The 23,979-nt window shown below is 46.0% G+C and carries 23 protein-coding genes and 1 pseudogene; 13 read left to right on the forward strand and 11 right to left on the reverse strand.

Annotated features, from left to right (window positions below; all coding sequences use genetic code 11):
- The 3 genes and pseudogenes from BLQ13_RS26595 to BLQ13_RS26605 form a co-directional block, all read right to left on the reverse strand.
- Nucleotides 1–240, reverse strand: a pseudogene (locus BLQ13_RS26595) (IS3 family transposase); the annotation flags it as partial.
- Nucleotides 237–911, reverse strand: coding sequence for a helix-turn-helix domain-containing protein (locus BLQ13_RS26600; protein ID WP_167375853.1), 675 nt, complete (start codon nucleotides 909–911; stop codon nucleotides 237–239). The gene BLQ13_RS26600 and the pseudogene BLQ13_RS26595, both read right to left, overlap by 4 nt.
- A gap of 120 nt (nucleotides 912–1,031) precedes the next feature.
- On the reverse strand, nucleotides 1,032–2,252 hold the full coding sequence (locus BLQ13_RS26605) for an MFS transporter (protein ID WP_090924706.1): 1,221 nt from the start codon (nucleotides 2,250–2,252) through the stop codon (nucleotides 1,032–1,034).
- Nucleotides 2,253–2,455: 203 nt separating this feature from the next.
- Between BLQ13_RS26605 and hemE the strand changes: the two genes are divergently transcribed.
- From hemE to BLQ13_RS26635, 6 genes are all read left to right on the forward strand, one after another.
- Complete coding sequence (gene hemE / locus BLQ13_RS26610) at nucleotides 2,456–3,520, forward strand: uroporphyrinogen decarboxylase (RefSeq protein ID WP_090924707.1); 1,065 nt, start codon at nucleotides 2,456–2,458, stop codon at nucleotides 3,518–3,520.
- Entirely contained in the window at nucleotides 3,513–4,463 is a 951-nt protein-coding gene (gene hemH / locus BLQ13_RS26615; protein WP_090924708.1) for a ferrochelatase, read from the forward strand. The genes hemE and hemH overlap by 8 nt, the downstream gene beginning before the upstream one ends.
- The gene (gene hemY, locus BLQ13_RS26620) at nucleotides 4,463–5,890 is read left to right on the forward strand and encodes a protoporphyrinogen oxidase (RefSeq protein ID WP_090924709.1); all 1,428 of its coding nucleotides are present in this window, start codon (nucleotides 4,463–4,465) and stop codon (nucleotides 5,888–5,890) included. The genes hemH and hemY overlap by 1 nt, the downstream gene beginning before the upstream one ends.
- A gap of 138 nt (nucleotides 5,891–6,028) precedes the next feature.
- Nucleotides 6,029–7,435, forward strand: a complete 1,407-nt coding sequence (locus BLQ13_RS26625; RefSeq protein WP_090924710.1) for a CapA family protein — start codon at nucleotides 6,029–6,031, stop codon at nucleotides 7,433–7,435.
- A 27-nt stretch (nucleotides 7,436–7,462) separates the two neighbouring features.
- On the forward strand, nucleotides 7,463–8,215 hold the full coding sequence (locus BLQ13_RS26630; protein WP_090924711.1) for a glycerophosphodiester phosphodiesterase: 753 nt from the start codon (nucleotides 7,463–7,465) through the stop codon (nucleotides 8,213–8,215).
- Between the two features lie 75 nt (nucleotides 8,216–8,290).
- Nucleotides 8,291–8,923 carry a fumarylacetoacetate hydrolase family protein gene (locus tag BLQ13_RS26635; protein ID WP_090924712.1) on the forward strand — a complete coding sequence of 211 codons (633 nt, stop codon included), beginning with the start codon at nucleotides 8,291–8,293 and terminating at the stop codon, nucleotides 8,921–8,923.
- 149 nt (nucleotides 8,924–9,072) lie between these two features.
- Here the strand turns inward: BLQ13_RS26635 and BLQ13_RS26640 are convergent, their stop codons facing one another.
- On the reverse strand, nucleotides 9,073–9,477 hold the full coding sequence (locus BLQ13_RS26640; protein ID WP_090924713.1) for a hypothetical protein: 405 nt from the start codon (nucleotides 9,475–9,477) through the stop codon (nucleotides 9,073–9,075).
- A 241-nt stretch (nucleotides 9,478–9,718) separates the two neighbouring features.
- Here BLQ13_RS26640 and BLQ13_RS26645 point away from each other — a divergent pair, with 241 nt between their 5' ends.
- The 4 genes from BLQ13_RS26645 (at nucleotide 9,719) to BLQ13_RS26660 (ending at nucleotide 14,282) form a co-directional block, all read left to right on the forward strand.
- The gene (locus BLQ13_RS26645) at nucleotides 9,719–10,528 is read left to right on the forward strand and encodes a DUF92 domain-containing protein (RefSeq protein ID WP_090924714.1); all 810 of its coding nucleotides are present in this window, start codon (nucleotides 9,719–9,721) and stop codon (nucleotides 10,526–10,528) included.
- Nucleotides 10,529–10,542: 14 nt separating this feature from the next.
- A complete protein-coding gene (locus tag BLQ13_RS26650) occupies nucleotides 10,543–11,121 on the forward strand; it encodes a TetR/AcrR family transcriptional regulator (RefSeq protein ID WP_090924715.1) in 579 nt (192 codons plus the stop codon).
- Between the two features lie 83 nt (nucleotides 11,122–11,204).
- Entirely contained in the window at nucleotides 11,205–13,142 is a 1,938-nt protein-coding gene (locus tag BLQ13_RS26655) for an ABC-F family ATP-binding cassette domain-containing protein (protein WP_090924716.1), read from the forward strand.
- Nucleotides 13,143–13,337: 195 nt separating this feature from the next.
- Nucleotides 13,338–14,282 (forward strand): hypothetical protein, encoded by a 945-nt coding sequence (locus BLQ13_RS26660; protein ID WP_090924717.1) that lies wholly within the window; start codon nucleotides 13,338–13,340, stop codon nucleotides 14,280–14,282.
- 187 nt (nucleotides 14,283–14,469) lie between these two features.
- Here BLQ13_RS26660 and BLQ13_RS26665 read toward each other — a convergent pair whose 3' ends face one another.
- The 5 genes from BLQ13_RS26665 to BLQ13_RS26685 form a co-directional block, all read right to left on the reverse strand.
- Nucleotides 14,470–15,510, reverse strand: a complete 1,041-nt coding sequence (locus tag BLQ13_RS26665; RefSeq protein WP_090924718.1) for a M42 family metallopeptidase — start codon at nucleotides 15,508–15,510, stop codon at nucleotides 14,470–14,472.
- A gap of 107 nt (nucleotides 15,511–15,617) precedes the next feature.
- A complete protein-coding gene (locus BLQ13_RS26670; RefSeq protein WP_090924719.1) occupies nucleotides 15,618–16,004 on the reverse strand; it encodes a LapA family protein in 387 nt (128 codons plus the stop codon).
- A 134-nt stretch (nucleotides 16,005–16,138) separates the two neighbouring features.
- Nucleotides 16,139–17,929, reverse strand: coding sequence for an oligoendopeptidase F (pepF, locus tag BLQ13_RS26675; protein WP_090924756.1), 1,791 nt, complete (start codon nucleotides 17,927–17,929; stop codon nucleotides 16,139–16,141).
- Nucleotides 17,930–18,177: 248 nt separating this feature from the next.
- Nucleotides 18,178–18,363: a hypothetical protein gene (locus tag BLQ13_RS26680; RefSeq protein ID WP_090924720.1), complete on the reverse strand. Its 186-nt coding sequence runs from the start codon at nucleotides 18,361–18,363 to the stop codon at nucleotides 18,178–18,180.
- 3 nt (nucleotides 18,364–18,366) lie between these two features.
- Nucleotides 18,367–18,600 carry a hypothetical protein gene (locus BLQ13_RS26685; protein WP_090924721.1) on the reverse strand — a complete coding sequence of 78 codons (234 nt, stop codon included), beginning with the start codon at nucleotides 18,598–18,600 and terminating at the stop codon, nucleotides 18,367–18,369.
- 163 nt (nucleotides 18,601–18,763) lie between these two features.
- On the opposite strand from BLQ13_RS26685, the gene BLQ13_RS26690 reads away from it, so the two are divergent.
- Nucleotides 18,764–18,961 (forward strand): cold shock domain-containing protein, encoded by a 198-nt coding sequence (locus BLQ13_RS26690; protein ID WP_056700251.1) that lies wholly within the window; start codon nucleotides 18,764–18,766, stop codon nucleotides 18,959–18,961.
- Between the two features lie 109 nt (nucleotides 18,962–19,070).
- On the opposite strand, the gene BLQ13_RS26695 is transcribed toward BLQ13_RS26690, so the two are convergent.
- Entirely contained in the window at nucleotides 19,071–20,243 is a 1,173-nt protein-coding gene (locus tag BLQ13_RS26695) for an MFS transporter (RefSeq protein WP_090924722.1), read from the reverse strand.
- A 103-nt stretch (nucleotides 20,244–20,346) separates the two neighbouring features.
- Nucleotides 20,347–21,687, reverse strand: a complete 1,341-nt coding sequence (locus BLQ13_RS26700; protein ID WP_090924723.1) for a polysaccharide biosynthesis protein — start codon at nucleotides 21,685–21,687, stop codon at nucleotides 20,347–20,349.
- A 180-nt stretch (nucleotides 21,688–21,867) separates the two neighbouring features.
- Here BLQ13_RS26700 and BLQ13_RS26705 point away from each other — a divergent pair, with 180 nt between their 5' ends.
- Both BLQ13_RS26705 and pfkA read left to right on the forward strand, forming a co-directional pair.
- Nucleotides 21,868–22,947 carry a tetraprenyl-beta-curcumene synthase family protein gene (locus BLQ13_RS26705; RefSeq protein ID WP_186809557.1) on the forward strand — a complete coding sequence of 360 codons (1,080 nt, stop codon included), beginning with the start codon at nucleotides 21,868–21,870 and terminating at the stop codon, nucleotides 22,945–22,947.
- Nucleotides 22,948–23,000: 53 nt separating this feature from the next.
- A complete protein-coding gene (pfkA, locus tag BLQ13_RS26710) occupies nucleotides 23,001–23,972 on the forward strand; it encodes a 6-phosphofructokinase (protein WP_090924724.1) in 972 nt (323 codons plus the stop codon).
- Nucleotides 23,973–23,979: the final 7 nt, after the last annotated feature.

Consider the following 23,979-nt stretch of genomic DNA (forward strand, 5'->3'; position numbering starts at 1 on the left):
TTGACGATAGCCCAAAATTCCATCTCGCTTGTCATAACGACGCTTCACTTCTTTAGCCAGCATACGCACTTCACGTTCTCTGGCAGAAGGTATCCATTTTAACCATTTGTAATAGGAAGATCGTGCTACATCAGCTAACAAACATAATGCCGCAATAGCGTATCCCTTTTCACGGTGTAGTTCTTGTATCGCTTGATACCGTTCTACATGCCTGACCAGGGTTAACGTGGTTTTCGTCACCCGATCTCTGCCAACTTTTTTGCGAAGGCATTCTCCATCTCCAGGTATTCATTTCGGGCTTCCAGTTCCTTGATCCGCAGTTTAAGTTGTTCCTGCTCGCTCAGTTCTTCTACAGGCTTTTTACGCCCCCGACGATCTTGGAGAGCCTCTTCTTGACCTGCTTGATATTTCCGAACCCATGCATATACTTGCGAATAAGACACATCATACTTCTCAGTCGCTTTCTGATAGTCCAGTTCATGTGAGAGGATATATTTTACAATTTCGATTCGTTCCTCGAATGTGGTTTTACGTCCATTTTTCATGTGAGATCGTCCTTTACCTTGAAGGGTGTTTTTCCATACGATCTCCCCAGTATACTTGGAAATCCATCTCGATAAAACGCTTCGGCTTGAAATATGATAGGTTTGGATTGCCTTTTCTATGGAGGAACGTCCAGATAATACATCCTGCACGGCAGCTTGTTTAAGCTCGTTGGAGTATGCATGCTTTGTTCTTGATTCCACTAATCCGGACAAGCCCTCTTCTTTATATTTCCATATCCATTGCCTGATCGTATACGCACTACATCCTAATTGCTTGGCTTCCTGGTTTGGACTAGACCCCAACCCAAGGCACTGCTTCACTGCACGTAGTTTCGCTTCAAGGGACACCTGACTTCGTTTAGACATTAAAAAAACTCCCATCATAGTAGACGTAGAAAGTTTTGTTTTTTCTACTGTCTACTATGATGGGAGCATATCAAGTCATGGCACTGAAGCGGCTTTTGCTGTTTATTTCCGTTAGAAAATTTAAGTTGTCTTCGATTCTTTAATGCGGACAGGTGTTTTGTAAAGTTTGAATCGGACCCATACCATATTGAGTAATAGTAGGCCGCCGGATACGATAAACAGGCCCTCAATACCGATGAAACCAGCGAGGAATCCGCCAATGACTGCGCCCAGCATATTACCGAGAGCAAGTGTGCTTGTGTTAAAGCTGAATGCCCGGCTGATCATGCTATCTGGCGAATACCCCCTAATTAGCGCATTTACGCTTGGAAGCAAGCCGCCCATAAATATCCCCATCATAAAGCGAACAAGAATGAGTTGCCACACCGTTTGCACAAAAGCTTGCGGAATAAGCATGAGTCCGGTTCCGATCAGTGAAAAAGTCAGGACGCGGTGTGATCCGATCCGGTCACTGAGTTTTCCGAGTACCGGAGACATCGCCATATTGGATATCCCTGTAACTGCACCAACCATACCTGCCCAGAAGGCCACGTCAACTGCGGTTCCATGCAGTTTTTGTACATATATGGGCAAGAGTGACATTGGACTGATCATCGCAAATTGCAACAGGAACGTCACAGCAAAGAGTGCCGGTAGCTGAGGTGATTTGCTGAGCTCCTTCAATCCAGATAATACCGATTGATCTGGCAATTTTGCAGCTTTTTCACGGTCGAACGTCTCTCTTACGAGGAACATTGCAAGCATGGAAGCTGCAAAGATGAGCCCACCTGTAATGTAGAAAATAGGACGGAACCCCACCGCATCTGCAAGCAATCCGCCAATAAGTGGACCCAAAATCGTACCTGCCACCTGACCGGACTGGCTGATCCCCATCGCAAATCCCATACGATCCTTCGGCGTTGTGCCTGAGATCAGAGCAACAGCTGCAGGGTTGAAGCCGGAGATGGTTCCGTTCAGCAACCGTAATAAGAGAAGTTGCCAAGGGTTTTGCACGAGACCCATCAATGCGATAACAACAGCCATACCGAAACCGGAGCGAAGCAACATAATTTTGCGTCCGTATTTATCCGACAACTTGCCCCAGAGCGGCTGGAACAAAAAAGAGGTGAGGAAATTGGCTGCAAAAATAAATCCGGCCCAAATTCCAATTTCGTGCTCACCTACAACGCCCAGATCTCTGGCAAGGAACAGCGATAGAAAAGGTGTGATCATGGTCATGCCTGCATTGACCAGAAATTGTCCAAACCAAAGCACAATGAGGTTGACTTTCCACGTTTTCAAAGTGCTTTCACTTCCTTTCAAAGATTTTTCTGTAACTCTCAAAAAAAGCGATTCTTTTAGTATATCACAAATGGCATATCCATGAGGGGTGTAACGAATGTCATAGTATTGTCACTTGGAACACATCCCCATATAGTTGTTACGGCTGTTTAAAAAGGGCATAATGGTAGTTATGAGTCCAAAAACTATTGGAGGCTTCTTACATGAGCTATAATGATCGACTGATTCGGGCAAGTTTCAAACAGCAGGTTGACCGTGTGCCGGTATGGTATATGCGTCAGGCTGGACGTTACGATCCTGAATATCGCAAAATTAAAGAAAAGTACTCCTTGCTTGAAATATGTCAGCAACCTGAGCTGGCGGCTGAAGTTACGCTAATGCCTGTACGTAAACTGGGTGTGGATGCGGCTATTTTGTATTCCGATATTATGAATCCGGTTGCTTCACTTGGCATTGATTTTGACATTGTAAAAAATATAGGTCCGGTGATTGATAACCCCATTCGTTCGGCTGCCGATGTAGATCGTCTGCGCCCCATTGACGTGGAAGGGGACTTGTCTCACATTCTGGAAACCATTCGCATTCTGGACAAGGAACTTGACGTTCCGCTAATTACATTTGCAGGGGCTCCGTTTACGATTGCAAGTTATCTGATCGAAGGTCAACCTTCCAAAGGATATATTCGAACCAAAACGATGATGTACAGTGAGCCGGAAGTGTGGCACAAACTGATGCAGAAGCTTGGCGATATGGTCATTACATATATTCGTGCTCATATCGCGAATGGCGGTAAGGCATTTCAGTTGTTTGACAGCTGGGTAGGGGCGCTCTCTCCCAAAGATTTCAAAACGTACGTGCTGCCAACGATTACTCGTATCTTTACCGAATTATCCGATTTGAATGTACCGAAAATCTATTTCCCTGGTGTGGCATCGGGTGAGTTGTTGCCAACCCTGCAGGATTTGCAGGCGAATGTCATCGGACTGGACTGGAGAGTTTCCATATCAGAAGGACGTAGGCGCTTGGGCGGTAAATTTGCGGTGCAGGGTAATCTGGATCCGTACATTCTGACTGCGCCAATGGAGTTAATTAAAGAACAGGCAAAAGTAATCATAGATGAAGGGATCAAGGACCCGGGTTATATTTTCAATCTGGGACATGGATTGTTCCCTGAAGCTTCTCTTGATAAATTAAAAGAACTCACAGCATATATTCATGAATATTCAACAGAAGCTTTGAAGACGGGAGTGACGGTAAGTAATGACTAATACAATAGGCGTTCTGGTGATGTCATATGGCACACCTGAAAATATGGAAAGTGTTGAGGCGTATTACACGCATATCCGCAGAGGGCGTCCGCCTGAGCCGGAACAACTGAAAGAGCTGACAGATCGCTATGAAGCAATTGTTGGCGGTGTTTTCCCGCTACGTGAGAACACGGATAACCAGGTGAAAAACCTTCAGGAGACGTTGCAAAAGGATGAGCGTCGCGGCGAGGTTGAATTCCGCTGTTATCAAGGATTGAAACACGCTTATCCTTTTATTGAGGATGGGGTGGAACAGATGGCGAAAGATGGCATTCAGACCGCTATTGGCATTGTGCTTGCGCCTCATTTCTCCACCATGAGTGTGGGCAGTTACATCAAACGTGCACGAGAAAAAGCCGAAGAACTTGGTATCCAGATGTCCTTCATCGAAAGTTATCATTTGCATCCGAAGCTTATTCAGGCTCTTTCTACGCGAGTAAGTGCCAAGCTTGATGCATTTGAGGAAGCGGGTGCGAAGCGTGGAGATGTGAAAGTGCTATTCAGCGCTCACAGTCTGCCCGCCCGTATTGTTGACATGGGAGATCCTTATCCGAATCAATTGCTGGAAACTTCCGAGGCCATCGCTTCCCGAGTGGGGATTGCGAACTGGCAGTTCACTTGGCAAAGTGCTGGACGAACTGCTGAGCCTTGGCTCGGCCCAGACATCCTGGACACACTCCAAGAGCTTTCGCGCGAACAAGTGGAAGATGTACTTGTGGCTCCGATTGGCTTTGTTTCAGACCATCTGGAAGTGTTGTATGATCTCGACATTGAAGCCAAAGCGATTGCTAAAGAAATGGACATGCGATTGATGCGCATCGATTCGCTTAATAGTGACCCGTTGTACATGGAGACATTGAGCGACTCTATTATTAGCCAATGGCAGCAAGGGTCTGATAACTAATGGAAGACAAGAAAAGACGTGTTGTTATTGTCGGCGGGGGCCTGACGGGCCTCAGCGCGGCATTTTATATCCGCAAGCATTACAGGGAAGCTGGTTTTGAACCTGCGATTACCTTGCTTGAGAAGAGTTCGTCTATGGGCGGCATGATCGAAACGTTGCATCGGGACGGATTTGTAATCGAGAAAGGTCCTGACTCTTTCCTGGCTCGCAAAACAGCGATGATTGATCTGGCAAAGGAACTGGAGATGGATCATGAACTCGTCAGCCAAAACCCGGAGTCGAAGAAAACATACATTATGCAGCGTGGTAAGCTTCATCCCATGCCAGCGGGTCTGGTGTTAGGCATCCCGACAGAACTGAAACCTTTTCTGAGAAGTGGGCTGGTCTCTCCGGCAGGCAAGTTGCGAGCACTGATGGATTTTATTATTCCGCCTAAGCGTACAACAGAGGATGAATCTCTCGGTTATATGATTGAGCGCAGGCTTGGCCCGGAAGTGCTGGAAAACCTGACTGAGCCACTTCTGGCTGGTATATATGCAGGAGATATGCGAAAGCTCAGCCTACAAGCGACCTTCCCGCAGTTCGGAGAGGTGGAGCGGGATTATGGCAGCTTAATCCGAGGCATGATGACAGGACGCAAACCGACCGAGACACATACAGGCACCAAACGGAGTGCGTTTCTGAACTTCCGTCAGGGGTTGCAAAGTCTTGTGCATGCGCTTGTACATGAGCTTCATGATGTGGATCAGCGTTTGAATACAGCCGCCCAATCCTTGGAGCGTGTGGATGCACAGAAAGCCAGATATCGGGTTGAACTCGATAACGGACAATTTTTGGAAGCAGATGACGTTGTGATCACCGTGCCGACCTATGTGGCTTCTGGGCTTCTAAAACCGCATGTGGACACATCGGCGCTGGATGCAATCAATTATGTATCTGTTGCTAACGTCGTTCTGGCTTTTGAGAAAAAAGAAGTGGAACATGTCTTCGACGGATCAGGGTTCCTGGTGCCACGAAAAGAGGGACGTAATATTACGGCCTGCACGTGGACATCTACCAAGTGGCTTCATACTAGCCCGGACGACAAAGTATTGCTTCGTTGTTACGTTGGCCGCTCTGGAGACGAACAGAATGTGGAGCTTCCCGATGAGGCACTTACGGAGTTAGTCATGAAAGATCTGAGAGAAACGATGGGTATTGAAGCAACTCCGATCTTCTCCGAGATTACTAGATTGCGTAAATCGATGCCGCAGTATCCTGTCGGCCATCTTCAGCATCTCGCTAACCTTCGTAAAGAGCTTGGAGAAAAAATTCCGGGTGTTTACATTGCAGGGGCTGGTTATGAGGGTGTGGGGTTACCGGACTGTATCAGACAAGCGAAAGAAATGTCCATACAGGCCTCCGCACAGCTGAGTTCGACGAACTAAAAGTATGAATTATAGATCCGCCGTCTCCAATGTAGCAACATCTACAGAAGAGACGGCCTTTTTTATAGGATGTACATCCAGAATATGCTTGATATAATGGTATGCATATGGATCTATTGTTAAGAAGAGGAGTTGCTTATGTATCCCCCAAGATCACAGCGAAGCTCAGAAAAGAAAAAAGTAAGACGAACCCGTAATACAAAAATCAGGATTGTAAATGTAATATTAATTGTAGCCATTGGTCTTATCGGCTTATATTACCTCTTGAACACACGTGAACAGCAACCGTCCCAACCTGCTAATTCAGAGGTTGTGCAACAGGAGCCGCCTTCAGGAGCGGACGATAAGGGTGGGAATGCATTGAGCCAGCCCGAGTCTGATGCTGATTCAGCTGAAGCACCGGATAAAGATGCTGCTTCGGTAGATGGGAAACCAAAAGCAGAGCCGGACGCTGTAGACAGCTCTGAATCGGGTACCGATGAAACCTCGGGGGCAGGCGGTGATAAGCCGACAACGGGAACAAAGCCTGCCACCACTACTGAAAAAGGAAATTCGGGTAAGATAGATGGAAATAAGGGAACCCCCTCAACATCTGACTCATCCAAGGATGTCACCATTCATTTTGTTGGAGATATTCAATTTTCCGGAAAAGTTGCAGAATTGCTGGAGAAGAACGGATATGATTATCCCTTTGCCAAGCTTGGCTCTATGTTTCAGAATGACGATCTAACGATTGGTAATTTGGAGACCCCGGTGACCCATGGTGGTACGGGCGCTGCGGATAAAACCTATGTTTACAAATCCTCCCCTAAAGCGTTGCAAGCGATGTCTGCAGCGGGGTTTGACGCCGTTAATCTGGCAAACAATCACATTCTGGATCAAGGCGTGGAAGGGCTGGTCGATACGTTAACGTATCTTAATGATTACGGTATCGCACATGCTGGCGCGGGTATGAATGGTACCGAGGCTTATGAACCTGCCTATTTTGAGCGCAAAGGCATGAAAATTGCCTTGCTTGGGTTCAGTCGGGTTGTTCCTGTGGCTAGCTGGAAGGCAGACGGGAATCGGGCAGGCGTAGCGGAAGCGTATGACTCCACAAGAGCGATCGCAGCCATTCAGTCGGCCCGCAAGAAGGCTGATCTGGTTATCGTCGTTGCGCATTGGGGGGAAGAGCGTGCAAGTACCCCGAATGCCGATCAAACGAGGCTTGCGCACGAGTTTGTAGATGCGGGAGCCGATCTGATTATTGGCGGTCATCCTCATGTCTTACAGGGGCTTGAGTACTATAAAGGCAAATGGATTGCATATAGTACGGGGAATTTTATTTTTACGAAATCGACGAATGAAGAAACGTGGAAAACAGCTGTCTTTCAGGCGCGTTGCAGTCGCGAAGCGGTGTGTAGTATGAAGGTGATTCCATATGAGGCTGCTCTTGGGCAGGCTGTTCCAATGCTTGATGAGGCTAACCGACTTCTACTGGAGCAGATGGCTAAGATGTCATCAGGTATTCGAGTGAACGCAGATGGAACTGTAGTGCCCAACTAAGTAGCGTTTTGCTGAGGAGAGATGATAATGAACAATCTGTGTGTAGCGCATCGTGGATTTTCTTCCATTGCACCAGAGAACACGATGGCCGCATTTAATATGGCGATGGAAAGACCGGAAGTCCAGTGGATGGAACTGGATGTGCAACTATCCCGGGACGGCGTGCCTGTGGTGATTCATGATTTCACATTGGAGCGTACGACGAATGGTAAAGGTCGAGTGAAGGATACCAATTGGTCTGTCTTGAAACAACTGGATGCAGGATCATGGAAAGGTAAGAACTACACGGGGGAGCGCATACCTTCCCTGAGTGAACTCTTGGATCGTTCCTGTGGCAAAGTCCGATTAAACATCGAATTGAAAACACAAGGAGACATGTATCCAGGTTTGCCTGCAGCGGTGATTCACGAAATTAGAAAAAGACATATGCAGCATGATGTTGTCATCACATCGTTTGAGCCAGCCGCACTGGTTGAAGTAAAAAAGCTTGCTCCTGAACTAGAAACGGGTCTCATCATTGATGCCAAACCCGGGGATCTGCTTGTAGCATTGAAACAAATGCATTGCACGTTCCTCTCCATCGGATACACCAATGTAGATAAAGCGTTAATGAATGAGATGAATGCTGCCGGCATTCGAGTGATGGCGTGGACAGTGGATGACAAGGCAAGTATGAAAAAGCTGGCTACCATCGACCCGGATGTGATGATATGTACGAATCGTCCTGATGTTTGGGAAGATGCATTTCAGGAGACGAGTAGCCGCTTTTTCAGACCTTAATTGTAAGGCTGTAATCGAACTAATACACGAAGCAATGAACGAAGTAATTAATCCAGTAAAGGTGGTTGCAACTCTATGTTGACGAATATTCGCAATGTGTATTGTGTAGGACGAAATTATAAGCTTCATGCGGAGGAACTGGGTAATGCCGTTCCAGATGAACCGATGATTTTTATGAAGCCTTCTCATGCGGTTGTGCCATTGAATGGAGAAAGTTTAGAATTGCCAGCTTCTAAAGGCGAAGTTCATTATGAGGCTGAATTGGTCATTCGCATTAGTCAGGATTACAAGCCGGGAGTGCGTGTCGATGAACTGGTCGATGCATATGCTTTTGGTATTGATTTTACGTTGCGTGATGTGCAGACCGTGATTAAGAAAAAGGGACACCCGTGGACGGCCGCCAAAGGGTTTAAAAACTCCGCACCCATCACACCCTTTCAGACATTTCCTGGAGCAGTAGCACTACTCGAAAAAGATTTCACCTTGACGAAGAACGGCATTCAGGTTCAGCGCGGCAATATCGTCAACATGATCTTCAGTTTACAAGATATTGTGGATTATGTAGGTCGTCATTATGGCCTGGGGCCGGGAGATATTATTTTTACAGGTACACCTGAAGGAGTAGGTGCTGCGCAGCCTGGAGATGTGCTTGAGCTGGCATGGGCGGATGAATCATTAGGAGCATGTACGATCAAGGCAGCGGAGTAATTGAATCAACGCTGTAATCCATAAGGTTTATGCCACCGAGCGCAAACAGAATCAAAATAGATTCGTGTTAACAGGAGGAGCGTGATTATGCGCTCCTTTTTTTGCGTTGCGCTGCCTTGAAGTTTTTATAGATTGAAATGAAACGGGAACTAGATATATGTTTTGTTAGCACTCTCTGTGAGCAACTCTGCAATTTCCAGGGACTGAAGAGCGTGCTGCTCAGAACTGATACTTCCGCTAGCAAGGCGTTCATCCAGCTGTGACTGAAGCTGTTTAATCTGAATGGCAATGGCCTTAGCAAAATCGCCTCCGCTACCCTCTGCAATTGTTCGTAGTGAATGTCCTTGATACAGTTTCTCCGCCAGCTCCTCTTCTGAAGCCTGGTTCAGTGCACTAAGCAAATCATCATCTTCATTCTCATTGCTGTTCTCCAGATCAACAATAGACCATTTGGGTTCGGGAATAGGGGAGATGGTAGATTTACTCCATGCAGAACCAGCGAAAGACATTGTAACAATCATTGTGCCTAGAATAAAAACTCTTTTTATATTCATCGTTATTATGCTCCTTGTTTTGTGTTGTTGTTTATGAACTGAATCGAAGTAGTTCAGTTAATTTTGTTGTTTGAGCTAGATCAATTGTAACTCGGAAACCTGAAGTAAAACTTAAAAATAAATAAGGTTTTGTCTAGCCGCATGTTCAGTTTCTGCTTTGGCGTAAAACCGTGGTATAATTAACTTTCAAAAATATATAAACGTCATGTGCAAGGTATTGATGTCACATGCAGGAGAGCTTATGGATTGGATTATTGGCGCTGTGTGCGCTTCTCTGGTAGCGGGGGCCGCTTATGCAAAGAAATCGCTAACCCTGTCGGGATGCCTTGCTGCAATTCTGATGGGTACGATATATTACGGGGCAGGCAATCTGTTCTGGTTTGGCACACTGCTGTTATTTTTTATCACGTCAACACTGCTTTCCAGGTTTCGCAAAGATCGCAAGCAGGAGATGGAGAAGTCTTATGCCAAGACAGGTAATCGGGATGCCGGGCAAGTGATGGCCAATGGCGGTATAGGCATGCTGTTATGTCTGGCCAACTGGATCATGCCGCATCCAGCGTGGCTGTATGCTTTTATCGGAGTTATGGCAACGGTCACCTCGGATACATGGGCAACCGAAATCGGAAGTCTCAGTCGCAAGCCCCCTCGCTCTATACTCACATGGAAGGTGTTAACCCCCGGAGCCTCGGGAGGCGTTTCTATGTTAGGGAGTTCAGCGGCTGCGCTCGGCGGTATTGTAATTGGTACCGGGGCATTTGCTTTTGCGTCGATTAGCGGATTGGAGCAAACAGCCTGGTTTGGCTGGATTCTGGTTGGACTGATCGGTGGGCTAGCAGGAGCATTCGCTGATTCCTATCTCGGTGCAACCGTGCAAAAGATGTATCGTTGCACAGTATGTGGCCGAGAAGTTGAAGTTCATGAACATTGTGGTCAGCCAACAATACAGGCTCGAGGCTGGACCTGGATGAGTAATGATCTGGTCAATGTGCTCAGTTCTGTGATTGGTGCATGTATAGCTATAGGATTAGGTAGCCTTTTGGCGTTGTAGGGAGGGGATACAGATTGAATACGGTGCAGGGAGACAAATCGGAGGCGATTTTGGATGCGGCCTACGGCATATTTGGATCAAAAGGATTCTATGAGACTAAAATGTCCGATATTGCCGATGAAGCTGGCATTGCCAAAGGCACGATTTATTTATATTTTAAAAGCAAGGAACAACTGTTTGTCGCTGTATCCAAGCGGGATTGTAACAGTTTTATCAGCCGCCTGGAATATGCATTACAAGCGCACGAGAACACGGGTGACAAGCTTGGCGCGATCGCCAAGACACATCTGACGTATTATTATGAACGGCGCAATCATACGAAGTTATTTTTCATGGCACCGAATAATGATCCGGATTTGATGAAGTTTATGAAAGCTTTTATGAACGAGTATATGAGCATGGTATGCAGGGTTCTGGAAAGTGCGGGTGTACCTGAGCCTGTGCTGCTGGCTGAAGCGTATATCGGCATTCTGGATCGACTGAAGATGGATATTATGCTGAATCCAGAGTTTAATGAACAAGATCTTAACAAACGAATTGCTTTCGCAGCGGCGCTGTTTTTGGACGGATGCCGTTCCTTTCTGCGAGTATAAGCTGGTATGCAAGATCGTGTAGTTGAGGATAGCTGATAGAGGATAGAGCATTTCAAATTATAGAGAAGTGTGGGTAACGTGCAATGAATATAATGACCGTAGAGCAGATTGCAAAAAGTTATGGCGAGAAAATCCTGTTTAAGGATGCTTCATTCGGTATGGCGGATCAGGATAAAATCGGTGTTGTTGGTGTAAACGGCACCGGTAAATCGACGTTTTTGCGCGTTATTGCAGGTATGGAGCCTGCGGATGAGGGACAGATTTCCATCGGCAATGATGTACGCGTGCAGTTTCTGGCGCAGAATCCGGATTTTAATTCGAACAACACCGTATTGCAACAAGTGTTTGAAGGTGACAGTGCCGAGATGAGAACCGTGCGCGAGTACACGGAAACGATGGAACTACTGGAATTAAACCCATCAGATACGGCTTTGAATGAACGTCTGATGCGCCTGAACCAACAAATGGAACAGCTTCAACTTTGGCAGATGGAGAGTGAAGCGAAGAGCATTTTATCCAAGCTGGGTATACAGCAGTTCGATGCACTTATGGGGACATTGTCAGGTGGACAACGAAAAAGGGTTGCGCTTGCTTCCGCGTTAATCCATCCTTGTGAATTGCTCATTCTCGATGAGCCTACGAACCATATCGATAATGATTCTGTTGTATGGCTGGAGCAGTATTTGCAGAAACGCCGTGGCGCATTACTTATGATCACGCATGATCGTTACTTCCTGGATCGAGTGGCCAATGTCATGCTGGAGCTTGATCACGGGCGTTTGTTCCGATATGAGGCGAATTATACGCGGTTTCTGGAGCTGAAGGCTGAACGGGAAGAACGGGAGTCGGCCTCAGAACAAAAGCGCAAGAATCTGTTACGAACCGAACTTGCGTGGATTCGCCGCGGAGCTAAAGCACGGACTACAAAACAAAAAGCGAGAATTGATCGCTTCGAACAACTGAAAGATCAGCAGGGTGTCCAACGCTCGGGCTCTCTGGAAGTGTCTGTGGGTTCTACGCGTCTGGGGAAAAAGATACTGGAGATTGAACATCTCTCCAAATCGGTTGACAACCGCAAGCTGATCAACGATCTCAACTACATTGCTGTGCCTGGCGACCGCGTAGGGATTGTAGGTCCGAATGGTAGTGGTAAGTCTACTTTACTACAGATGATTTCAGGTCGATTGCAACCGGACGCTGGAGTAGTTGTTCTCGGGCCAACCGTGAATCTGGGTTATTTTACTCAAGAACATCAGGAGATGGATGAAACGTTGCGCGTGATCGAATACATCAAGGAAGTGGCTGAAAATATAAAAACAGCAGATGGTTCATTGATCACCGCTTCACAGATGCTTGAACGCTTTTTATTCAACCCAACCTCCCAATGGACACCGATTGCCAGGTTGTCGGGCGGAGAGAAACGTCGTTTGTATCTGCTTCGCATTTTGATGGCTGCTCCGAATGTACTGCTACTGGATGAGCCGACTAATGATTTGGATATTCAGACACTTGCTGTGCTTGAAGATTATCTGGATGATTTTCCGGGGGTTGTGTTTGTTGTATCCCATGATCGTTACTTCCTTGATCGTACAGTGGACAAAGTGCTGGCGTTTGAGGGGAACGGCGCTGTACGTGTGCACGTAGGTGATTATAGTGAATATGCGGAATGGATGCTCAAAAATGCCGCCGGGAATCAAGAGAGCGGTGCGAGTGCAGCCAAGAAACAGGTCACTGAGAAAAGCGTTGAAGCTTCGACTCCAGTTACAACGCAGGCAAAACCTAAATTGAAATTTAGCTTCAAGGAACAGCGCGAATACGATCAAATTGACGAAAATATCGAAAAGGCTGAAGCAAACCTCGCCCGGATTAACAAGGAGATGGAAGCTGCCTTTAGCGATTCAGCGCGTCTGCAAGAGTTAATGGCAGAACAGGCTGAGGCAGAGCGTCACTTGGACGAATTGATGGAGCGCTGGACTGTACTTAACGAGCTAGCAGAGCAGATTGAGCAAAACAAATCTTAATTTGGTTGACGTAAGCAAACAAACCATACTATACCATACCAATGCCTTTCTTCATCAGGCGGCTTAGTGCCGCTTTGGAGGAGGCATTTTTGCTTTAAATAACATAGATGAATCCAAACATTTAACATAAATGATGAAACGTTACCCTTGTTTATTACGTTTTATTAGTAATGAATTCCATAGAAGGGAGAGAGCGTGAAATTGATCAATAATGAAATCAATGAACAACTCGCCATGCTTAAGGAAAAAGGAAGAATCTACGAAAAATGGACGAAAAGACTTCATAAGCTCCAAGAGGAGGAGAAGCAGTGGGAAGCGAAAGTGGAACATTGCACCGTAGCTCTTCAGAAAGAACAGAAGGACGTGGATCGGCTGAACGGCATGAGCTTGGCCTCATTTTTCTATGATCTGATCGGCAAGAAGACGGAACGTTTGGAGAAAGAAGAGCTTGAGCTGCTGGAGAGCAAGTCAGCTTATGATACAGCTTGCCGAATGTTACAGGATGTACAAGAGCAACGGGTTCAAGTTGAGCAAGAGCTTCAAAGACAATCGCAGTATAAGTTCTGGGAGAGTGACTACCTAGTTTTATGGGGGAAAAAAGAACAAAGCCTGCTTAAGCAGGATAAAGAACTGCAACAATTGGCCGAAGATCAGGAACATCTGGCGAGCGAACTTCAGGAGCTTAACGAAGCTCTCAGAGAAGGGGATTACTTGGTATATGCGCTTGAACGTGCAGAGAAAGCTTTAGAATCAGCAGGAAATTGGGGGATATATGACATGATGGGTGGAGGTGCAATCTCCACACATATCAAGCGCAGTCGTATGGATGATGCACAAGTGGCTATTATGGATGCGGGTAAGCGTCTGCGTCGTTTTCAGAAGGAATTAGAAGATGTAGAGATGGCGGTAAACGCCGATTTAAATTTGGGCGGTCTGCTGTCCTTTGCGGACTATTTCTTTGATAACTTCTTTGTGGATTGGATGATTCAGGATAAAATTCGTAGTGCCGAGAAACAGGTGAAACATGGACTTAGCATGGTACGACAGACAATACAGGTTTTACATGGAGAGATTAAGGATCACGAAGCCCGGCTTCAGGTTCAGGAACGCCGTTATCGAGAGTACGTGGAACAGGCCTGATCATGAGATGTACCTATTGTGCCTACTTGGTTCAAATAATAAAGGACACAACTTCCACGCCGTTCATGCGGTGAAAGAATGTGTCCTTTTTAATATTGAGAAAAGCTCAAATTAACTGAATGAACTGAATCAAAGTAATAAACAAAGTAATTGTGAATTAAGAAGTAACCTAATCTACCGTCATTCCTTACTTCGTAGTGATGTATGCAGCAAGTAGCTTGGCTGTATTGATTACCGCGCTTTTGTGTGTGCGCTCCATAGAATGAGAAGCGTGAACGCCTGGGCCAATCAGGGCAGCACGAATATTGTTTCCTCCGCGCAAGGCAGCACTGCCATCAGAGCCGTATTGAGGATAAATGTCTACTACGTAGTCCATGCCATCCTGTTTGGCCAGTTCAATTAGACGACTTGTCATATCGTAGTCATAAGGACCGGAAGAGTCTTTTGCACAGATGGATACATCCGTTTCTTTACAGCTAAGATCATCACCCATGGCACCCATATCCACAGCAATCATTTCGCTGATCTCTGCCGGAATATACGCCGCTCCGTGTCCAACTTCTTCATAGTTTGAGATAAGCAGAGAAACGTTATGTACAGGCTTCCAGCCTTCACGATGAGCGGATTCAAGAATACCAAACAGGGCCGCTACACTGGCTTTATCGTCGAGATGGCGAGATTTGATGTAACCGCTTGGTGTAATGACAGCCCGGGCATCAAAAGAGATAAAGTCACCGACACCAATACCAAGCTTTAATACATCCTCCTTGGACGATACCACTTCATCAATCCGGACTTCCATATGATTTTCCGAGCGTTCAAACGTACGAGCATCAGGGTATACGTGCACGGATGGATGCAGAGAAAGAATCGTTCCCGTATATACCTTGCCGTCTCTAGTGTGAATGGAGCAATACTCGTTCTCGATGCTATGCATCGTAAAACCGCCAACAGAGGTCAGTTTTAACGTGCCGTAAGAGGTGATGGACCGCACCATGGCACCGAGCGTGTCTACATGCGCACTTAAAGCAATGGTTCTGGAAGGATCTTCACCGGGCAGTGTGAGCATAGCTCCACCTTTGTTGTTCAGTTCACAGGAGATGTTCAGGGAACTCGCTTCCTTGCGAATCATCTCTATAATGTGGTGGGTGTATCCGCTTGGACTGGGTGTATCCAGTAATTTTTTCAAAAAAGACAGAACGTAAGATTCATCAATAGTAAAACTCATCAATATTTTCCTCCTTTGTCTTGCAGGTACAGGTCAAATAGAATACAGCCTGTCTGGGGGAATGTATGTCCATTCCGATCTACCAGCAGGCTGTTTCTGATTGATTTCTACAACGTACCTGTATTGTTGCCTTTTTGCTGAGTCTGGATTGAATCGTTGTGCAGCTGGTGATCGTGTTCAAGTTCGGTTGAGCGGGTGGAATCCATGTTATCGTAAGAAACGGGTGTAGTAGCGCTGGCTGCAGAAGCTTCCAATTCAGCTACACGCAGATGTAGGCGTTTATTCTCCCGTTGCAGTCGATATTGACGGTAAATTCCGTAAGAACCTACAATGATACCACCAATTAAAGTACAGCCTAAAATCAGCAAAATCAATGGAACCCGAACCGTATTGAACAGCAGGTTAACCTGAACAGAATCTACATTGATGACTGCAAAAATTCCTGTCAGCAGCGCAAAAACAAGACCTGCGATAAGTGCCCATTGCATTTTCATGATGTTGCCTCCTTGTTGTGAACCAAATGCGAACTAGAATGCATTACCCTTTTTCAAGAGTACTGCATCTCGCTTGATTATAAAATCCCTTGCCCGCCCGGGGCAAGGGATATAGATTACAGGGGATTGCAACCTTATTTGGTTAACTGTTCCATCTGCTCGATTAATTCTTTGAATACACTCATCGCTTCGCGGATAGGCTGCGGTGTTGACATATCCACACCCGCTTTTTTCAAAATATTGATAGAGTAATCACTTCCACCGCTCTTCAGGAATCCGAGATAACGATCGACTGCAGGCTGGCCCTCTTCCAGAATTTGCTTCGAGAAGCTGGTCGCTGCCGAGAAACCTGTAGCGTATTTATATACATAGAAGCTGTTATAGAAGTGGGGGATACGTGCCCATTCCATCTCGATATCTTTGTCAACGGCCATATTTTTGCCATGGTACTGTACATTGAGATCGTAATAAATTTCTGACAGTAACTGTGGTGTAAGAGCTTCGCCTTGTTCAGCGCGTTCATGAATAATTTTCTCGAACTCTGCGAACATGGTTTGACGGAATACCGTAGTCCGGAACTGATCTGCATAATACGTAAGTAAATACAGTTTTTCCTTCGGATCTGTTGATTTATTCAACATGTAGTCCATGAGCAGTGCCTCGTTTGTCGTTGAAGCTACTTCTGCAAGGAAAATCGTATACTGTGCATCACGATACGACAGGGTCGTATCCGAATAATGGGAATGCAGCGCATGACCCATCTCGTGTGCCAATGTGAACATGCTGTTCAGATTGTCTTTATGGTTAAGCAGTACATACGGGTGAGTGCCATAAGCACCCCAAGCATATGCACCTGAGCGTTTGTTCTCATTTTCGTATACATCAATCCAGCGGTTATCATAACCAGCTTGAAGAGCTTCTGCATACTCCTTACCGAGCGGCGCCAGACCTTCCTTGACCGTCTTTTTAGCTTCTTCATAGGTGATGTCCATTTTGTACTCATCTACAAGCGGGGCGAACAGATCATACATATGCAGTTGATCCACACCCAGCAGTTTTTTACGGAGATCCATATAACGGTGCAAGAGAGGAAGACTTTCATGAATCGTGTCTACCAGGTTGTTATACACATCCGTTGGGATGTTGTCACCATACAGGTTCATTTCCATGACAGAAGGGTACTTCCGCACGTTGGCATAAAACATATTTTTGGTTACGTTGGCATTCAGTGCTGCGGCGATCGTATTTTTCTGTTTTGCGTAGGTTTCATATACTGCTTTGAAAGCACGCTCCCGAACTTCACGGTTTGGGTTTTCAAGAAACTGAATATAGCTGCCGTGAGTCAATTCGACTTCTTTGCCATTCTCGTCTTTAATCCGTGGAAACTTGAGATCCGCATTGTTCAGCATGCTGAAGATGGTCTGCGGTGCTTGAGACAGATTGCCAACTTGTGCGAGCAGTGCTTCTTCCGCCTGGCTTAATACATGTGCCTTTTCCCGCTTCATCTCTTCCAAGGTAAACGTATATGCGGAGAGACTCTCATTCTTAATAAGGGCGTCAAGCTCTGAATCCGGTAAAGAAAGAATCTCAGGTGTGACAAAGGAAAGTGCTTCGCCTACCCGTACTCCGAGTTTCTGAGCTTTTTGGGACAGGCTTTGATATGTAGGATTAGCTGTGTCTTCATCTTGGTGCATGCGAGCATATACGAAAAGCCGTTCAAGCTTGAGCCCGATTTCGTCTTCGAATTCGAAGCTGGCTTTAAGGACGTCAGGCTGATTTAATTTGCCTTGGAATTCAGAGGCTTTTTTCATCATAGAAGATACTTCTTCATACTCCTGATCCCAAGCCTTCTGATCGGCAAATAAATCTTCCAGTTTCCATGTATGCTCGGCTGGCACCTCGGAACGTTTCAATAGTTTACTCATGGGAATCCTCCTTTGATTATGTGCTGAAAATACGGGCATAGCCGTCTTCGTCTCCTGTGCAAGTGCAGCAGGAGACGAAGGAATAAGACTAAGAGCCAGAAGAACAGATAACGATTTCTGATATTTCAACGGCCTTCCTCCTTACCATACGAATCACTCGTCCCTAATAACTTCGTATAGTATGACCTGGGCACAGCCGAAATATTTGAGAGCCTTGAATCGCGTGTAAACACGTTCAGAATTCTGTATCAGGCTCCCATGTTAACGAGGTAATATACGATGAGGAAAAAGGCAAAACAAACGAGCAATGTAGCGATTAGCGCCATTCCTCTTCTTAGACGATCCGGAACGGAATTACGTCCCAGGATCAGTGCGAACCCGAGCGCGAAGGCAAGGATAATGAAGATAACGACATTGCCTGAATCAAGTTGCATCGATTAAACTCCCTTGAAGGCAGCCATTAGTGCACGCCATTCCTCTTCACGATTTTCGAAATCCTCTTTCGGGAAACGACGCTCGGCCCAATGCATTAAGGCAGGACGGCTAAGGAATGTGTGGCATTCTTCGCCCCATTCTTCGGATATTTCCCGCAGAACGAGATACTTACCTTGTACTTCTACAGTCATCATATTCCACTTGTCTGTTTTGTATATTTCATGTTTTTTTATCATAGGTAGTCTCCAAACTAACGGTTTTGGTAAAATGATACCGTACACTACGATGCAAAGCAAATTTTTTCATCAATTATGGAAAAGATAAATTGCAAAATGGAAGCCCATACAGTATAATAAGGATATTCGCCATAGATGGCGATATTTTTAGGAGGTTGTTCATTTGAAAGGTACAGTTAAATGGTTTAACGCAGAAAAAGGCTATGGCTTTATTTCAGTTGAAGGCGGCGAGGACGTATTCGTACATTTCTCCGCAATCCAAGGCGACGGCTTTAAAACATTGGAAGAAGGTCAAGCGGTAGAATTCGAAATCACTGATGGAAACCGTGGTCCTCAAGCAGCTAACGTAACTAAATTGTAAGATTTTTCCGTCATTCACGGACTTCTTATAAATGATCGATTATAGCTGAACATCACAAACACAAGCACAGTCCCCATTTGGAGACTGTGCTTTTTTTGGTTTTCAGCGCTCATGTGGAACGATGCGTTGTTGTGCGTAACAATTGAAAGCCGAAACCAATCAATGAAGCTAGTGCAAAGGACATTGCGGTAAGATAGAACGTCTGACGTCCTGTAAGCTCTAATAACAAGCCACCCAAGGTTCCACTTAAAAGTCCAGAAGCGCTAGACCACACAATCGTAAATAAAGCCATGCCCGTTGCTCGAAAATGATCGGGAACGAGTCGGGTTATATAACGAACCGCAGTGACATAAAAAATACCGAATGTAACGCTGTGCATCGTTTGAATAAGAACAACGGCTGCTGGTGTATGCGAGACAGACATGAACAATAATCGAATGGTATACATCAAGGCCGCTAAGGTGAGAAGTGGGAGTTCCTTATATTTGTTCCCGTATTTGCTTAGTAGCAAAAATATCGGAATCTCACTCACAGAGGAGATGAGCAGGGACCAGCCGATTAATCCTTCACTGGCACCCAAATCTTTGAGTGTGATCGTCAGAAAGGCTTCGTTCATCCGATGACCCATAGCCAGCAGAAACACACAGCCGAAAAAAGCAAGAACATCTCGGCGTTTCAGGATAGCCCACAATCCGGATAAATCCATTTTGCTACTGCTACCAGCAGGCTGGTCCCGTAACTGGAAGCTGATCAGTAAGGTTACAGCTGCAAGGCTAATGCAGATCCACATCGTCCATTCGGAACCAAAAGAGCCAAGGACATAACCGATGCTAAGGGCAAAAAAAGCATATCCGATGGAACCGAACACTCGAATGGACGTGAAATTTCGACCATATTTATTCGCCGTTGTAATTGCCATCGTATCCGACAGTGGGTAGACCGGATAATAGAAAAAGTAAAATAGAGTTACAAGGACAAACACTTCGCCAAAGCTTGATGCATTGGCAAGCAGAATTCCAGTGATTAGCTGGCCGCCGAGCAGTAGGATCATAACTTTCCGTACGGTCTTGTATTTATCACTCGCCATGCTCCAGAACATATTGGAGAATACAGAAATGAGCGGTCCGATGCCATACAGGTAACCAATCTCGGCAGGACTGAAGCCAAGATGGCTGAAGTAAAGCTGGAAGTACGATACTACCAGTGCGGTAGAACCAAAGATGGTGAACATCAGTGCCCGGAGCCAGTTCTGATCTGGCCGGGCCGTATGACTTGATTTCATGATGAGAGACTCCGTTCTTAAATCTAATTCAGATTATTTCATGATTTAGACTTCTGATAATTTGTTTCATAGATCATATGATATGAATGTGTTCCCAAATGGACTAGCCTTTCAAGGATGAAGAGCCGCGAGATGGCGGTATGGACATCGTTGGTTCTTTTTGCGTGCGCCGGATGACCAGCCAGACAATAACAAGCTCAGCAAGCAAACCAAGCGACTGGGCGGCTGCACCGATCATGCCGTTCCACGCCGGGAAAATACTGACCAGTACAAGCAGAACAATAATAGTGCAAATCGCATTGGCGCTCTGTGAACGAAACATCGTTTTGGTCTGACCGCGAAGCAGAATGAGACCATTGCTGAAGTCCAGAAAAGGAGAGATCAGCGGAAATAACACAAAGGCGCGAAGTGTCCAGAGACTTTGCTCCAGCAGCTGGCCTTGAACGCTCATAATATTTTCGAGTACCCATGGACCCAAAGGCGTATACGCAATGGAGACAGTCATCGCGAACGGTATAAAACCGGTAACGAGCGCAAATTTCTTAACGAGTTTGGCATCGATCAGATAGAAGTTGAGCACGATCTGATGAATGTAGGTAAAAAAGCTTAACATGAGCTGCATCAGACTGCTCGCTACAGCAAAAGAGGAGATAGCCAGCGCGATTCCGGTTGTTTTACCAAGAACAATGTTAATGACAGGACCTATAAACAGGGCTACAAAACTGGATAATAGCAGTGGTTTGTAAAAGCGATACACATCTCCCTTGCTCTCAACGGGATGATCCTCGAGCTTGGCAGGCATTTTTCTCATAATGTTTCTGCCTTCCAAGTAGCTAACCAGAGCTTCAATCATCATTCCCGCAGCAAAGATGATAGCGCCTACACGACCGCTGTTAATAGAGTCTGTGTAGATGAAGTACAAGGATAACCCATACATACCTGCTAACCTGAATACCATACCAATGGTGAGCCATTTGGTTCGATTGTTCGTGATGATAATGCCTTGGTAGATGTTACGGATGACAGAAAAAATACTAACGTACATCAGGATCTCGTATACGTCGATCACTTTGCTTAGTAGATCCGGGCTGACGCCGAATAAATATTTGAACACACCGGTACCAATGGGTGAGTACACAATAAGAAATCCGATGAGTAGCACGCAAGCCAGAAATATTTTGGTCACAAACGTAAGAGCCTGAAAAGAGAGGCGGTCACGCACCAGGGCGGAACAGGTTTGACGTAGCAAGGTGGAGGGACGCTCCGTGAGGGTAAGCAAACTTCCCGCAATGGCATAACTTGCAATAACAGTCTCTGGATGAGCAGAGCGTGCAAGTGTGCTGTTAATGATTACGTGTGATATCGTAACTAGAGAGGCGGAGATGCCAAGTGGCACAAAAAAAGAAAATAACCGTCTCCACGAAAGTGGTTCACCTGACGACATGTCAACGACTCCTTTGATGGATAGAAATATGGATAGTATATCATAAAGCTTTGAACGGGGATGCGATTTTTTACGCGGTTTATGCGGTAGATCATTTGTACAATTAAGGGGATCATATTATAATAGGAATGGTTAAAATCGCTCTAATACGTATTCAACCAAAGTGGAGGCACATTTATTTTGAGCCAATCAAATCGAAAACGTCATCAGTACCCGCGAGGACCGCTGGCATTGATGAGAGGGGTGTACAAATACACCATTCCGGAAACGCGTAAGGCATTGGATGGATGGCGTGCTCAGGCAGAGACCATTCCAAATGAGGAATTACGTACTCAAGCACTTGCCAGTCTAAGGGATAAGCAATTTCACTGTGAAGGTGGAACTGTCTATGCATTAGCGGATATGTCCAATAGACATATTCTTATTCCGCTAATCGTTTCGTATCAAACCATAAGTGATTATTTGGACAATCTGTGTGACCGCAGCACCTCGATGGACCCGGCTGATTTTCGCTTGCTCCATCAATCTATGCTTGATGCGGTAGATCCCGAGGCAACACCTGTCAATTATTATGCGCTCCGTGAGGATCAGGATGACGGTGGGTACCTACGGAATCTGGTGACGACATGTCAGGAGCTCACTCGTCAGCTACCAGGATATGCGTCAGCCAAGCCCCAAATACAGGATCTGGCAGGCCTATACACGGACCTGCAGGTATATAAGCATATCAAACCGGAACTGAGAGAGACGGCTTTGCTCGAATGGTGGTCGGAGCATCGCCACCGCACACCTCAGTTTCGCTGGAACGAATTTGCCGCTGCTACGGGCTCTACTCTGGGTGTATTTATGCTGTTTCTCGCTGCAAGTGACGATCAGCTGACCGAAGAGCAGGCGGTATCGATCCACACTGCCTATTTCCCGCACGTATGCGCATTACACATCATGCTCGATTATTTGATCGATCAGGATGAGGATCGTGTCGGTGGGGATCTCAACTTCTGCAATTATTATGAGAATGTAGAGATGATGCTGGATCGAATTGCTTTTATTGTGGAGATGGCTCGCAGTGATGTGCAGAAGATTCCGGGAACTTCTTTTCACCGGATGATTATTGAAGGACTGATAGCCATTTACCTGTCTGATCCCAAAGTCAGCGAACAGCATGAAGTTCGCGTCGTGTCCAAACGCTTGATGAAGAACAGTCCAATGACACGTGTGTTTTTCTTCATTTTCAGTCGGTGGATACGGAAGCATATGTAAGTCAGGTGTATTGTTGCGGAGCCTGAAGTGAAACTAGAGGAGGAAGAAACATCATGACAGCAGTAAAGAAAATCGCAGTGCTAACGAGTGGTGGCGATTCACAGGGGATGAACGCGGCTGTTCGTGCGGTTGTTCGCAGCGGACTATTTCACGGATTGGAAGTGTTCGGTATTCAGCGCGGATACCAAGGGCTTTTGAACAATGATATTTTCCCGATGGATCTGCGCAGTGTTGGGGATATTATTCAGCGCGGGGGAACCGTTCTGCAATCTGCACGTTGTAAAGAGTTCTATACCGCAGAAGGCCAGCAAAAAGGAGCAGACATTTTGCGCGCTCGTGGTATTGATGGTCTCATTGTTATTGGCGGAGACGGTTCATATAATGGCGCAAACAAATTGAGCAAGCTTGGCATTAATACGATGGGTTTGCCAGGTACCATTGACAATGATATCTCATTCACCGATTATACAATCGGATTCGATACTTCCGTAAGCGTCGTGGTTGATGCGGTAAACAAGCTTCGTGACACGATGTCTTCCCATGAACGTTCATCGATTGTTGAGGTTATGGGCCGTCACTGCGGTGATATTGCGCTTCATGCGGGGCTTGCTTCAGGAGCGGAGACGATCCTGGTGCCGGAAGTACCTTTTGATATGGACGAAGTAGCTGAGCGTATGAAAGCTAACTTTGCACATGGCAAACGCCACAGTATCATTATCGTAGCTGAAGGCGTAGGTAAGGGAGAAGACGTTGCCAAAGAATTGATGGAACGTTGCCCGACGTATGAGCCGCGTGTTACCGTTCTCGGACACATTCAACGTGGTGGTACGCCAACACCATTCGACCGCAACCTTGCGAGCCGTCTGGGTGATTTCGCAGTGCGTAGCTTGATTGCAGGCGAAACGGATAAAGGCTGTGGGATTATTAAAGGTGAGCTGGTTCTTACGGACATCGATAAAGTCGTAAATACGAAAAAAGCATTTGATATGGAAACGTATGAGCTTGCACAACGCTTGTCTCAATAATTCCTTT

The sequence above is a fragment of the Paenibacillus polysaccharolyticus genome (assembly GCF_900102085.1).
GTDB classification, from domain to species: Bacteria; Bacillota; Bacilli; order Paenibacillales; family Paenibacillaceae; genus Paenibacillus; species Paenibacillus polysaccharolyticus.